Consider the following 13,407-nt stretch of genomic DNA (forward strand, 5'->3'; position numbering starts at 1 on the left):
CATTAAATAGAACCCAGCTTTTTAGCTGGGTTTTGTTTTATCTGGAATATGCAAATCTGCTAGCCAAGTCACCAAGTATTCTCTTCTATAACCTCACTTTTAATACGATTTTATAAGACAATGTCAGCTCCATTTTCTAATTGAGTATGACTAGCCTATGAAACCCCTCCCCTTAACGATCGGTTGCTACACAGATACACCAAGTAAAAGCCGAGGTGTTTATCAAACTCAGTTAGATCTAGAAACAGGAAAACTATTACCTCTAGAGCTGATCATCAAATGTACTAACCCCTCTTTTATTACTGTAACAAAGACTGGGATCTATACTGCATCGGAAGTGGACCAGCAAAAACAGCCCCAGCTCATTCATATACCTAATGTTGATTCACAGCTAACACACAATACAAGCCTCATCTCGGGAGATCACCCTTGTCACGTCGCGATAGATCCACACAATAAGTTTGCTATCACGTCGCAATACTCATCAGGCACATTCGATATTTTTAGCTTAAGTATCAACGGCAGCATCGATAAACGACTCAAAACAATCCAGATGGTTGGTTCCGGGCCAAACAAAGAGAGACAAACTAGCCCACACGCCCATCAATGCCTGTTCTTACAAAACTCACCACAGTTTGTGACTGTCGATCTCGGCACCGATCGCATCAACTTCTATTGCTTTGATGAAGAGCAAGAAGAGTTCCTTGATGAGCCAATGCAGTCTATTAAGGTGCCCGCCGGCAATGGACCTCGCCATTTAATCTTTAACAAAGCTGAAGACAGAGCCTATGTGGTCTGTGAACTCTCTGAAACGTTGCTGACTTTGGAAAAGGTTTTAGGCATTTGGAATGTAGTGGAAGAGATTGATGCATTGCCTAATATGGAGAAGGGAGAAGCCGCAGCTGCGATTAAGCTATCGCCTGATGAGCAATTCCTTTATGTGTCATGTCGACACCAATCAAGAATCAGTAGCTTCAAAATCGACTCTGAGACTCAAAGGCTGACTTTCATTGATAGCTACGACACTGAAGGCAAATTCCCAAGAGACTTCCATATAACGAACGATGGGAAATGGCTTATCGCCGCCAACCAGCACTCCAACAACATCACCTCATTCAAGCGAGATAATGAAGATGGGTCTTTGGTTTATACAGGGTACTCTTTAGAGATCGATGCACCGGTTTGTGTGACGCAACAGCGATAGTAGTCATCTGATACAAAAAAGGAGAGCATTCGCTCTCCTTCTTTTCATAAGCAGTCTTAAACGCTCAATTAGAGACCCAAAGCGTATTTCAATACTTGAGCTTTAATCGGGCCTGAATTTTCAGCTAGTTTTAGAGCAGCATTACGTACAAATTTCAGTGGGCCAATGTCGTTGCTGAATGTCTTGTAGAAGAAATCCATGCCACTTTGCATCATTAGATTGTCGCCTCTTCTTATCACTTCATAGCGTCTTGCTACAGACTGGTTCAATTCACCCTTTTCTTTGGTGACATCCAGCAGTACTGATACATCTTTGAAGCCTAAGTTAACACCCTGCCCAGCCAAAGGGTTGATGGTATGCGCAGAGTCTCCGACCAAAATACAGTTATTCTTCGAGTATGATTGAGCATGACGTCGTGTCAGAGGAAAAGAACCCGAATTCAAGACTTTGATATCACCTAACTCTTTAGGAAAGTGAGTAAGTACTTCGTTACGTAGTTTTTCAGGGGCCATTGCTGACAGTTGCTTAATACGCAGTGGAGAATCATACCAAACTAACGAGCCCAGCCCGACTTCTTGACCGTCAGAGGTTAGAGAACACAAAGGCAAAAATGAACGAGGGCCACTTGGTAGAAATTGCTGCCAAGTAATATCTTGCTGAGGTTGTTCTGTTTCTACATTGATAAGCATACAGTGTTGTCGATAATCCCAAGCCGTGATGCCAATTCCAGCTTGTTGGCGAACGGCTGAATTCGCACCATCAGCACCAACCACCCACTTCGCAGACAACTCAGCCCCTGATTGAAGCTTTACGATATTGATTTCACCAAACTCAATCACATCGAGCTTTTCTGGGCATAACAGTTCGAGATTGTCGTAGGCATCAAATTGAGACCATAAACCTAATTGAATGAGTCTGTTCTCAACGATATAGCCCAAACGAGGAAGGTCTAGTGAGGCAGCATCAAATCGAGTACGACACTCTGGGTGCTCCCACGTCTCTAAACGTTTATAAGAACACACTCGCATTGCTGCAATACTTTGCCATGCACCAAGATCTTCAAGCAAATCGACCGATGCTTGAGAAATCGCTGACACACGAATGTCCATCGCTTGCGATTCATCAAAAGCTTGTGGGGCAAAACCTTCGATCACCGCAACACTCAGACCTTGCTTTGCAAAACCGATTGCTGTTGCTGCGCCAACCATGCCGCCACCGACTACTACAATATCGTAACTGTTCATATTTCGTACTTATCAGTTTGATTCTTTGACTGTTTTTGATTGTACTTTTTCATAACTAACTTGTAACCAAAAACCTTATTCGAAAAAAGGGTTATCCCTTATGGCATATGGCGTTAACGATAATAAAAACCACTACATAAGAGATTTGTTCAGACTACTAGTCAGTCGGTTTTGAAACCAGTACAATACGCCGCTTGCCGCTAGAGCCTGTCATAAAATTGAATACCGAATTATGACAAACGGGGCTAGCGGATGAATAATGGGCGATTTGCTCCCTTAAATTAAACTAACGATCGAGCGAACATATAATGAGTAAGAAACTGCTAATTAAAACTTGGGGCTGTCAGATGAATGAATATGATTCATCAAAAATGGCCGATCTGCTTAACGCTGCAAATGGCTATGAGCTAACTGAAGTACCTGAGGAAGCAGACGTACTACTATTGAATACTTGTTCTATCCGCGAAAAAGCGCAAGAAAAAGTATTCCACCAGCTTGGTCGTTGGAAAACGCTTAAAGATAAAAAAGAAGGTGTGGTGATCGGTGTGGGTGGCTGTGTAGCGACTCAAGAAGGTGATCACATTCGTCAACGTGCACCTTACGTAGACGTTATCTTTGGCCCACAAACATTACACCGTTTGCCAGAGATGATTAAATCATCACTGTCTAACGAAAAGCCAGTAATGGATATCTCTTTCCCAGAGATCGAAAAGTTCGATAACCTGCCAGAGCCAAAAGCTGAAGGCGCGACGGCGTTCGTTTCTATCATGGAAGGTTGTTCTAAATACTGTACTTACTGCGTTGTACCATACACACGTGGCGAAGAAGTTAGCCGTCCAATGGATGATGTACTTTTCGAAGTTGCTCAACTTGCAGAGCAAGGCGTACGTGAAGTTAACCTGCTAGGTCAAAACGTAAACGCATACCGCGGTCCAACACACGAAGGCGATATCTGTTCATTCGCAGAACTGCTTCGTCTTGTTGCTTCTATCGACGGTATCGACCGTATTCGTTTCACAACAAGCCACCCGCTTGAGTTTGGTGACGACATCATTGAAGTTTACAAAGACACACCAGAGCTAGTGAGCTTCCTTCACCTACCAGTACAAAGTGGTAGTGACCGTATTCTTACGATGATGAAGCGCCCACATACGGCTATCGAGTACAAATCTATTATCCGTAAACTGCGTAAAGCTCGCCCTGACATTCAAATCAGCTCTGACTTTATTGTTGGTTTCCCTGGTGAGTCTAAGCAAGACTTCCAAGATACAATGAAGCTAATTAAAGACGTTGATTTCGATATGAGCTTCAGCTTTGTTTTCTCTCCACGTCCAGGTACGCCAGCGGCAGATTACCCATGTGATGTACCAGCACAAGAGAAGAAAGATCGTCTGTACGAACTGCAGCAAACGGTAAACACACAAGCTATGCGTTTCTCTCGTCTAATGTTAGGCACAGAGCAACGTATCCTTGTTGAAGGCCCATCAAGAAAGAACCTAATGGAACTTCGCGGCCGTACTGAAAACAGCCGCGTAGTGAACTTCGAAGGTTCTGCTGACCTTATCGGCCAGTTCGTAGACGTGAAAATCACAGAAGTATTTGCTAACTCACTCCGTGGTGAAATAGTACGTACTGAGAAAGACATGGATCTTCGCAGCGTGATCTCGCCGACTCAAATGATGGCGAACACAAAACGTGAAGACGAGCTAGGTGTAGCGACATTTACGCCATAGGCAATACAACTGTTTGAGCACAAAGCGCAAACACAAAGCTTGAAATTACCTAACTAAGTGACCATCTTAGAAATAGGGATATCACCATCAGAAGCCCGGTCTAAATCGGGCTTTTTGCTCTTTGTTTTATTTAAGAGTGAGTGGCACAAAATGAGAGGCTAATTTGAGCAATAAAATCGTTACCTTAGAGATAAATCTAGAACCAGCAGACAACAAGCGCTTGGCAAGTTTATGCGGACCATTTGACGACAACATCAAGCATCTTGAGCGTCGTCTGGGCGTTGAGATTAATTACCGTAGCAACTTTTTCACCATTGTCGGTAAGCCTCACACTACAGCCGCAGCTTTAGACATCATCAAACACCTCTATGTTGAAACGGCTCCAGTTAAAGGCAACATAATCGATATCGAACCAGAGCAAATACATCTGGCGATCACCGAGTCAGGCATTTTGGAGCAACACGTCGAGTCTGAAATTGACTACGGCAAAGAAGTGACCATTAAGACTAAAAAAGGCGTCATCAAACCTCGAACGCCAAACCAAGCACAGTACCTAATGAACATGGTGACTCATGACATCACCTTTGGTATTGGGCCAGCAGGTACAGGTAAAACCTACTTAGCCGTTGCTGCAGCAGTTGATGCACTTGAACGCCAAGAGGTTCGCCGAATCCTACTGACTCGTCCTGCTGTTGAAGCCGGTGAGAAGCTTGGTTTCCTACCGGGTGATTTAAGCCAAAAAGTAGACCCATATTTACGTCCACTTTACGATGCGCTGTTTGAGATGCTTGGCTTTGAGCGAGTTGAGAAGCTGATTGAACGTAACGTAATTGAAGTTGCGCCACTGGCTTACATGCGTGGTCGTACATTGAATGATGCGTTTATCATTCTTGATGAGAGCCAAAACACCACGGTAGAACAGATGAAGATGTTCTTAACCCGTATCGGTTTTAACTCACGCGCTGTGATCACAGGTGATATTACGCAAATCGATTTACCTCGTGGTGCAAAATCAGGCTTACGCCATGCGACTGAAGTGCTCAATGAAGTCGACGACATTAGCTTTAACTTCTTCATGTCTGAAGACGTCGTTCGTCACCCTGTAGTTGCTCGTATCGTCAACGCATACGAGAAGTGGGAAGCAAAAGACCAGAAAGAGCGCAAAGAGTTTGAAAAGCGTAAACGTGAAGAGCGTGAAGCCAAACTTCTTGAGGCTCAGCAGGTAGTTACGACACAATTAGCAACACAAAATAGCTCTGTAATTGCAGAACAAGGTGATAAATAGATGTCTATTGAACTAGACCTGCAATTAGCGGTCGAAAATGAGCAAGGTCTTCCAACTGAGCAAGATATTCAGCTTTGGTTGGACAAGACAATTCCTCAGTTTCAAGAGAACGCTGAGTTGACGGTTCGTATCGTTGATACACAAGAAAGCCACCAGCTCAATCATGAATATCGTGGCAAAGATAAGCCAACTAACGTGTTGTCTTTTCCATTCGAGGCTCCTCCAGGGATCGAGTTAGATCTACTGGGCGACCTCATTATCTGCCGCCAAGTTGTCGAAAAAGAAGCAGAAGAGCAAAGTAAGCCTCTGCTAGCACACTGGGCTCATATGGTTGTACATGGCAGTCTGCATCTGCTAGGTTATGATCATATCGAAGATGATGAAGCTGAAGAGATGGAGTCACTCGAGACAGAAATCATGCAATCTATGGGGTTTGAAGACCCTTACATTCTAGAAAAGTAAATTGATTCTAGTAAAGTAGGTTGCAGAGAAACAATAACTCATCGAACCTGTGATTTTCACAGGAATCTGAGTTGTAACGTGTGCTATCACACTTCTGATAGCGTTATTTTTTGAGAAATCATGAACGAAGGTAACCCCCCCACTTCTGAGGGAAGTAAAAAATCTGAAGGTCCGAGTAGAAAGTCCTTCTTTGAACGCCTAGGCCAACTATTTCAAGGTGAAGTAAAAGATCGCCAAGAGCTCGTAGATGTAATCCGCGACTCAGAAATTAATGACCTAATTGACCACGACACACGCGACATGCTCGAGGGTGTTATGGAAATTTCAGAGATGCGAGTACGCGATATCATGCTGCCTCGCTCTCAAATGGTTACAGTTGAACGCACAGATGATCTAGATACATTGATTGCGCTCATTACTGATGCTCAACACTCTCGCTACCCAGTGATCAGTGAAGATAAAGACCATGTTGAAGGCATTCTATTAGCGAAGGACCTACTTAAGTATTTGGGTTCAGAAAGTGCTCCATTTGATATCGAACAAGTGATTCGCCCTGTCGTGGTTGTTCCTGAAAGTAAGCGAGTTGATCGCCTGCTTAAGGAGTTCCAAGAAGAGCGTTACCACATGTCTATCGTTGTCGATGAGTTTGGTGGAGTTTCTGGCCTGGTAACCATTGAAGATATCCTCGAAGAAATCGTTGGTGAAATTGAAGACGAGTTCGACGATGAAGAAGAGCTAGATATTCGTAAGCTGAGTAAGCATACCTTCTCTGTAAAAGCTTTAACCACTATTGAAGAGTTCAACGATACGTTTAACACTGCCTTTAGTGACGACGAAGTGGATACGGTAGGCGGCATGGTTATGACAGCACTCGGCCACCTGCCGGTTCGTGGCGAAATTGTAGAAATCGAAAACTACCATTTCAAAATAACATCAGCAGATAACCGTCGTGTGATTCAGCTACAGGTAACCATTCCTGACGAACAGCCTCTTCCGACTATCGAAGAATAACAACTTCTCTCTAAAGAGATGACAGAAATTAGATGACTAATACCTTTATTCATCGCCTATTACGGCCGCTTGCGGCCGTTTTTGTTGGCGCTATAACCACCCTTTCATTCGCTCCATACTCTATATGGCCTCTTGCTATTCTCAGCCCAGCTTTGTTGCTGTTACTGATCCACAACCGCTCTCCTAAAAGTGCGCTTTGGATTGGCTACGCATGGGGTTTAGGTCAATTCACCACAGGTATCAGCTGGGTATACGTCAGCATTGATGGTTTTGGCGGCATGCCACTGGCAGCCAACCTATTTTTGATGGCATTGCTTGTTGGCTACCTAGCCGTTTATTCAGGGCTATTTACCTGGGGTTTGAATAAATTCTTCCCTGCCAATAACCTAAGCCGCTTTTTCCTTGCAGCTCCTGCATTCTGGCTAGTCTGTGATTGGCTGCGTGGCTGGGTAATGACGGGCTTCCCTTGGCTTTGGTTAGGCTACAGCCAAATCGATTCGCCATTGGGTTCATTTGCACCGATTGGCGGCGTAGAGCTAGTAACTTTAGCGATCATTGTTTCAGCCTCTGCATTCACTTATGCGATTGTTAACCGGGCTTGGAGCATCGCTCTCATTCCCGCCGTCGTATTTAGTGCAGGCTTTGGTATTCGCAACATCGACTGGGTCACGCCGAACCCTGAAAAAACCACGTCAGTCGTCTTGATACAAGGCAACGTCGATCAAGACAGTAAATGGCTACCGAGTCATCGCTGGCCAACCATGATGAAGTACACCGACCTAAGCAGAGAAAACTGGGGAGCGGATATCATCATCTGGCCTGAAGCGGCTATTCCAGCATTCGAAGTTGAGATCCCATCTTTCCTACGTAACTTGGATAGCGCAGCGAAGATGAACAACAGTTCGATCATTACCGGTGTGCTGAATCAGTCTGAAGATAAGAAATACTACAACAGTGTTCTTTCTCTCGGTGTGAATCCATACGGTGAGTACAGCTACGATCCAGATGAACGCTACCATAAACACCACCTGTTACCATTTGGTGAGTTTGTGCCGTTTGAAGATATCTTGCGTCCATTAGCACCTTTCTTTAACTTGCCAATGTCATCATTTAGCCGTGGCGACTTTGTTCAACCAAACATAGTGGCAAATGGTCGTCACTTAGCGCCGGCACTGTGTTATGAGATCATCTTTAATGATCAAGTTAGACAGAACGTAACCGACGAGACTGACTTTATTTTAACGCTCTCTAACGATGCGTGGTTTGGTCGTTCGATTGGCCCTCTGCAACATATGGAAATTGCACAGATGCGTGCTCTGGAGCTTGGTAAGCCGGTTATTCGCTCGACCAACAACGGTGTGACGGCAGTTACTGATTACAAAGGCAATATAATCAAGCAAGTGCCTCAGTTTGAAACGGCAGTGTTAAAAGCTGAACTCATTTCAACGGATGGTCAAACGCCTTATCACACAGTAGGTACTTGGCCACTGTATATCTGGGCGATGCTCAGCTTGGTGATTGGTTGGGTAATTAGAAAGCCAAAAAGCTAGATTCGACGAAAAGTGATTTGAGGGTTGACTGATCGGGTCAACCCTTTTTCATTGCTGTGGTTTTGCGTTGATACGCTATGGTTCAGAAGCTTACGGTTTAAGGGCTTTACGACTAAACCCTTTAGAACCACATTTAATGCATGGAATGATATTGGTTGGGTGGTTATATTCGGTTTGGTGACCACACTCGTCACATACTAAGGTTCCCAAGCCAATGACTTCACCCGCTTGATACAAGCCTTGGTGTTCTAAGTCTTGGAACAGTTCAACCCATTCCACCTTAGTACGATCAGTAATATCCAACAGCCCTTGCCAAATAGAGTCCGCAATCATCAAATAGAATGGACCGCTTTTACTCTCTTCATAGCTTTCGGAAAACTCTTTTAAGTCCGACTTCACGTAGGCAGAGATCAATGAAAGCTCATCTTTAGTCATATCATTAGCTGCTTTCGCAAACTTGCCCGACGTTTCGATTTTGTTGTTGAGCTCTTCAGGGCTATGCTTCAGCGTTTCAATCACCTCTTCGACGACTTCTTCATAGAGCGCTTTTTTCTTCGGCATAACAACCTCCTTAAGATAACCAACTTTTACGCGTGCAAACGGATGTGTCGCAATGCACTCCCGCTCACAAACAAATGCAATTCATACTCTTAAGTATAGTTGCCCAGCGAAATTCAGTGAAAATTACGCCATCTACTAGGCAGCAACTGCAAGTATGAAGGGTATAACTATTGTTGTACTAGGCTCCTTTAGGTATTCTATGACGATCTGTAAGATTCTGTTCTAACCGAACTCACAAATTCCAAGATAACCGGATACCATCGATGCAAGAACAATATAACCCGCAAGAGATTGAACAAAAGGTTCAACAACACTGGGATAACAGCGAGACTTTCGTTGTAAGTGAAGACCCAAACAAAGAAAAATTCTACTGTCTTTCTATGTTCCCTTACCCAAGTGGCCGACTGCACATGGGTCACGTGCGTAACTACACCATCGGTGATGTGGTATCTCGTTTCCAACGCCTACAAGGTAAAAACGTAATGCAGCCAATTGGTTGGGATGCATTCGGCCTACCAGCAGAAAACGCAGCGGTTAAAAACAACACAGCGCCTGCACCTTGGACTTACGAAAACATTGAGTACATGAAAAACCAGCTTAAGCTTCTAGGCTTTGGTTACGACTGGAACCGTGAATTCGCAACGTGTACTCCAGAGTACTACCGTTGGGAACAAGAGTTCTTCACTAAGCTTTACGAAAAAGGCCTGGTTTACAAGAAGACATCTTCAGTGAACTGGTGTCCAAACGACCAAACAGTACTGGCAAATGAGCAAGTAGAAGACGGTTGTTGCTGGCGTTGTGACACTCCAGTAGAGCAAAAGAAAATTCCACAGTGGTTTATTAAAATCACTGAGTACGCTCAAGAGCTACTAGACGATCTAGACAACCTTGAAGGTTGGCCTGAAATGGTTAAGACCATGCAGCGCAACTGGATCGGCCGCTCTGAAGGTGTTGAGCTATCTTTCGCTGTTAACGGCGAAGAAGCACCATTAGAAGTGTACACAACACGTCCAGATACACTAATGGGTGTTTCTTACGTTGGTATCGCTGCAGGTCACCCTCTTGCAGAGAAAGCATCGAAGAACAACCCAGAGCTTGCTGCATTCGTTGAAGAGTGTCGTAACACTAAAGTTGCTGAAGCTGAACTCGCAACGATGGAAAAGAAAGGTATGGATACTGGCCTAACGGCTATCCACCCTCTTAACGGTCGTGTTGTTCCTGTATACGTAGCAAACTTCGTACTTATGGATTACGGCACAGGTGCGGTAATGGCGGTTCCTGCTCACGATCAACGTGACTACGAGTTCGCAACTAAGTACGGCATCGATATCATCCCAGTAATCAAACCTGAAGATGGTTCTGAACTAGACGTGTCTGAAGCGGCTTACACTGAAAAAGGTGTACTGTTTGATTCTGGTGAATTCGATGGTCTTGCGTACCAAGAAGCATTCGATGCAATTGCTGCGAAGCTTGAAGCTGAAGGCAAAGGTAAGAAGACAGTAAACTTCCGTCTACGTGACTGGGGTGTATCTCGTCAACGTTACTGGGGCGCTCCAATCCCAATGGTAACCACTGAAGACGGTGAAGTTCACCCAGTACCAGCAGACCAACTGCCAGTCATTCTTCCTGAAGATGTAGTAATGGATGGCGTAACGAGCCCAATCAAGGCTGACAAGTCTTGGGCTGAAACAACATTCAACGGCGAACCCGCTCTACGTGAGACTGACACGTTCGATACGTTTATGGAGTCTTCTTGGTACTACGCACGTTACTGTTCACCGCAAGCAGACGACATTCTAGATCCAGAGAAAGCAAACTACTGGCTACCAGTTGACCAATACGTTGGTGGTATCGAGCACGCTTGTATGCACCTGCTTTACTCTCGTTTCTTCCATAAGCTTCTACGTGATGCTGGCTACGTGACGTCTGATGAACCGTTCAAGCAACTACTATGTCAAGGCATGGTTCTGGCTGACGCGTTCTATCACGAAAACGAAAAAGGCACCAAAGAGTGGATTGCACCGACTGACGTAACGGTTGAACGTGACGGTAAAGGTCGCATCGAAAAAGCAGTCGACGATCAAGGTCGTGAAGTTGAACACTCAGGCATGATCAAAATGTCTAAGTCTAAGAACAACGGTATCGACCCACAAGAGATGGTAGACAAGTACGGCGCTGATACAGTACGTCTATTCATGATGTTTGCATCACCTGCAGACATGACGCTTGAGTGGCAAGAGTCTGGCGTTGAAGGGGCTAACCGCTTCCTTAAACGTGTTTGGAAATTGGTTCACGCTCACTCTTCTAAGGGTGCTGCTGAATCTGTTGATGCTTCTGCGCTATCTGGCGACCAAAAAGCACTTCGTCGTGATATCCATAAAACTATCGCGAAAGTAACGGACGATATTGGCCGTCGCCAAACGTTCAACACGGCAATCGCTGCAATCATGGAACTGATGAACAAGCTGGCGAAAGCACCTCAAGAATCTGCACAAGACCGTGCAATCCTTGACGAAGCGCTAAAAGCGGTAGTACGCATGCTTTACCCAATGACTCCACACATCTCTTACGAAATGTGGATTGCACTTGGTGAATCAAACGTAGACTCAGCAACATGGCCAACTTTCGATGAGAAAGCGCTAGTTGAAGACGAGAAAACTATCGTTGTTATGATCAACGGTAAGCTACGTGCGAAACTAACCGTTGCTGCTGATGCAACAGAAGAGCAAGTTCGTGAGCTTGGTCTAAACGATGAGAACGCTAAGAAGTTCCTAGATGGCTTAACTATCCGTAAAGTTATCTTCGTACCAGGTAAGCTTCTAAACATCGTTGCTAACTAATTTCGTTAGCACAATGCAATTGCTAAAGAATTAACGAACTTAATTCATCAAAAGCAGTCTGTAGACAGGGTAGCTAATTGCCCTGTCTACTTATTTAAGCGCTTTAGACTTGAGCCTAACCACTCAAACGAACTAAAGCCTTTAAATAAGTATTCTACCTTCATGAGAGCCATCAAATAATGCGCCTGATTTCACTATCTTCATTGAAAGTTACTGTTGTTGTTTTAACCGTCAGCCTATTAAGTGCGTGTGGTTTCCACCTACGTGGTGATTACTCCGTACCAGAAGAACTCAACAAGATCTCCGTAACCAGTTACGACCAATACAGTACGTTTACACGTATGATGAAAGGTCAACTGCGTATGAATGATGTAGAAATTGTGCCACCGGCTGAGAATACACCTAACCTGCATATTATTAGTGAGAGCGTAGGTGAGCGAACTCTGTCTCTATACCAAAACACTCGTGCAGCAGAGAAAGAACTGACATTCCGCGCTTCATACCGCGTAACAATCCCAGATCTTGGCTCAAAAACGTTCTCAACCAGTGTTACCCGTAGTTACCTAGATAACCCGCTAACTGCACTTGCGAAGTCGGTTGAACGAGACATGATCGAAGATGAGATGCGTAAGTTGGCAACAAGCCAAATCCTTCGTCAGATGGCTCGACTAAAAGCGAACATTGCAGCTGATAGCATGGACCTAGATGCACTAGAGCACGTTCAAGTGAAAGAACTCGAAAAGCAATACAACATCAAGAATGTTGAGATCGTACCAGCTTCAGAAGAACAACCAACACTTAGCGATTCGGCTGAGTAATAGGTTTATTTGATGCGTATTTTTGCTGACCGCTTATCAGAGCAACTTATTAAACAGTTGAGTAATGTTTACCTAATTTTTGGTAACGAACCGCTACTGTTGCAAGAGAGCCGAGAAGCGATTCAAAAGGCTGCAAAACAGCAAGGCTTTGAAGAACGTCACCGCTTTGCGATTGATAGCAGTCTCGATTGGAATCAAGTCTACGACTGCACTCAAGCACTGAGCCTATTCTCTAGCCGTCAGGTCATCGAGCTTGAACTGCCAGAGTCAGGCGTCAATGCCGCAATAGCGAAAGAGCTACTCGCAATCTCCGAGCATATCCACAGTGATATCTTGTTAATCTTGGTGGGCACTAAGCTCACCAAAGCTCAAGAAAGCGCTAAGTGGTTTAAGGCTCTTTCGAATCAGGGTCACTGGGTCAGTTGCCTAACGCCTGATGTCAGCAGGCTACCTCAATTTGTTCAAGCACGCTGCCGTCAAGTCGGGTTGTCGCCAGATCCTGAAGCTATTCAGATGCTGGCGCAATGGCATGAGGGTAACTTGTTTGCACTCACCCAAAGCCTCGAAAAACTGGCACTTCAATATCCAGATGGAAAGCTAACCTTAGTGCGCTTAGAAGAATCGCTGAGCCGCCACAACCACTTCACTCCATTCCATTGGAGTGATGCCCTATTGGCAGGGGAAGGAAAACCAGCACAA

Annotated in this window: 11 protein-coding genes; 9 read left to right on the top strand and 2 right to left on the bottom strand. The window is 44.7% G+C overall.

What is annotated here, in order from left to right:
• Positions 1-157: 157 nt before the first annotated feature.
• Entirely contained in the window at positions 158-1,204 is a 1,047-nt protein-coding gene (locus tag A136_RS21620; protein WP_017062324.1) for a lactonase family protein, read from the top strand.
• A gap of 68 nt (positions 1,205-1,272) precedes the next feature.
• Here the strand turns inward: A136_RS21620 and A136_RS21625 are convergent, their stop codons facing one another.
• Positions 1,273-2,448, bottom strand: coding sequence for a 2-octaprenyl-3-methyl-6-methoxy-1,4-benzoquinol hydroxylase (locus A136_RS21625; RefSeq protein WP_017064167.1), 1,176 nt, complete (start codon positions 2,446-2,448; stop codon positions 1,273-1,275).
• Between the two features lie 308 nt (positions 2,449-2,756).
• On the opposite strand from A136_RS21625, the gene miaB reads away from it, so the two are divergent.
• The 5 genes from miaB (at position 2,757) to lnt (ending at position 8,489) form a co-directional block, all read left to right on the top strand.
• Positions 2,757-4,181: a tRNA (N6-isopentenyl adenosine(37)-C2)-methylthiotransferase MiaB gene (miaB, locus tag A136_RS21630; RefSeq protein WP_017064168.1), complete on the top strand. Its 1,425-nt coding sequence runs from the start codon at positions 2,757-2,759 to the stop codon at positions 4,179-4,181.
• 163 nt (positions 4,182-4,344) lie between these two features.
• Positions 4,345-5,466 (top strand): PhoH family protein, encoded by a 1,122-nt coding sequence (locus tag A136_RS21635; RefSeq protein WP_017064169.1) that lies wholly within the window; start codon positions 4,345-4,347, stop codon positions 5,464-5,466.
• A complete protein-coding gene (gene ybeY / locus A136_RS21640) occupies positions 5,467-5,928 on the top strand; it encodes an rRNA maturation RNase YbeY (protein WP_012603383.1) in 462 nt (153 codons plus the stop codon).
• A gap of 120 nt (positions 5,929-6,048) precedes the next feature.
• Positions 6,049-6,939 carry a CNNM family magnesium/cobalt transport protein CorC gene (corC, locus tag A136_RS21645; RefSeq protein ID WP_012603382.1) on the top strand — a complete coding sequence of 297 codons (891 nt, stop codon included), beginning with the start codon at positions 6,049-6,051 and terminating at the stop codon, positions 6,937-6,939.
• Between the two features lie 32 nt (positions 6,940-6,971).
• Entirely contained in the window at positions 6,972-8,489 is a 1,518-nt protein-coding gene (gene lnt, locus A136_RS21650; RefSeq protein WP_017064170.1) for an apolipoprotein N-acyltransferase, read from the top strand.
• A 90-nt stretch (positions 8,490-8,579) separates the two neighbouring features.
• Here lnt and A136_RS21655 read toward each other — a convergent pair whose 3' ends face one another.
• Positions 8,580-9,050: a zinc ribbon-containing protein gene (locus A136_RS21655; protein ID WP_017062329.1), complete on the bottom strand. Its 471-nt coding sequence runs from the start codon at positions 9,048-9,050 to the stop codon at positions 8,580-8,582.
• Positions 9,051-9,313: 263 nt separating this feature from the next.
• Between A136_RS21655 and leuS the strand changes: the two genes are divergently transcribed.
• The 3 genes from leuS to holA form a co-directional block, all read left to right on the top strand.
• Positions 9,314-11,890, top strand: a complete 2,577-nt coding sequence (gene leuS, locus A136_RS21660) for a leucine--tRNA ligase (protein ID WP_017064171.1) — start codon at positions 9,314-9,316, stop codon at positions 11,888-11,890.
• Positions 11,891-12,069: 179 nt separating this feature from the next.
• Positions 12,070-12,708, top strand: coding sequence for an LPS assembly lipoprotein LptE (lptE, locus tag A136_RS21665; protein WP_017064172.1), 639 nt, complete (start codon positions 12,070-12,072; stop codon positions 12,706-12,708).
• 12 nt (positions 12,709-12,720) lie between these two features.
• A partial coding sequence (gene holA / locus A136_RS21670) for a DNA polymerase III subunit delta (RefSeq protein WP_017064173.1) occupies positions 12,721-13,407 on the top strand: 687 nt, incomplete at its 3' end.

The organism is Vibrio crassostreae 9ZC13 (assembly GCF_000272045.2).
Classification (GTDB): domain Bacteria; phylum Pseudomonadota; class Gammaproteobacteria; order Enterobacterales; family Vibrionaceae; genus Vibrio; species Vibrio crassostreae_C.

Excerpts from the sequence above, each read along its gene's own strand:
- A136_RS21620 (WP_017062324.1), top strand. The coding sequence starts at position 158 with ATGAAACCCCTCCCCTTAACGATCGGTTGCTACACAGATACACCAAGT.
- A136_RS21625 (WP_017064167.1), bottom strand. The coding sequence starts at position 2,448 with ATGAACAGTTACGATATTGTAGTAGTCGGTGGCGGCATGGTTGGCGCA.
- miaB (WP_017064168.1), top strand. The coding sequence starts at position 2,757 with ATGAGTAAGAAACTGCTAATTAAAACTTGGGGCTGTCAGATGAATGAA.
- ybeY (WP_012603383.1), top strand. The coding sequence starts at position 5,467 with ATGTCTATTGAACTAGACCTGCAATTAGCGGTCGAAAATGAGCAAGGT.
- corC (WP_012603382.1), top strand. The coding sequence starts at position 6,049 with ATGAACGAAGGTAACCCCCCCACTTCTGAGGGAAGTAAAAAATCTGAA.
- lnt (WP_017064170.1), top strand. The coding sequence starts at position 6,972 with ATGACTAATACCTTTATTCATCGCCTATTACGGCCGCTTGCGGCCGTT.
- A136_RS21655 (WP_017062329.1), bottom strand. The coding sequence starts at position 9,050 with ATGCCGAAGAAAAAAGCGCTCTATGAAGAAGTCGTCGAAGAGGTGATT.
- leuS (WP_017064171.1), top strand. The coding sequence starts at position 9,314 with ATGCAAGAACAATATAACCCGCAAGAGATTGAACAAAAGGTTCAACAA.
- lptE (WP_017064172.1), top strand. The coding sequence starts at position 12,070 with ATGCGCCTGATTTCACTATCTTCATTGAAAGTTACTGTTGTTGTTTTA.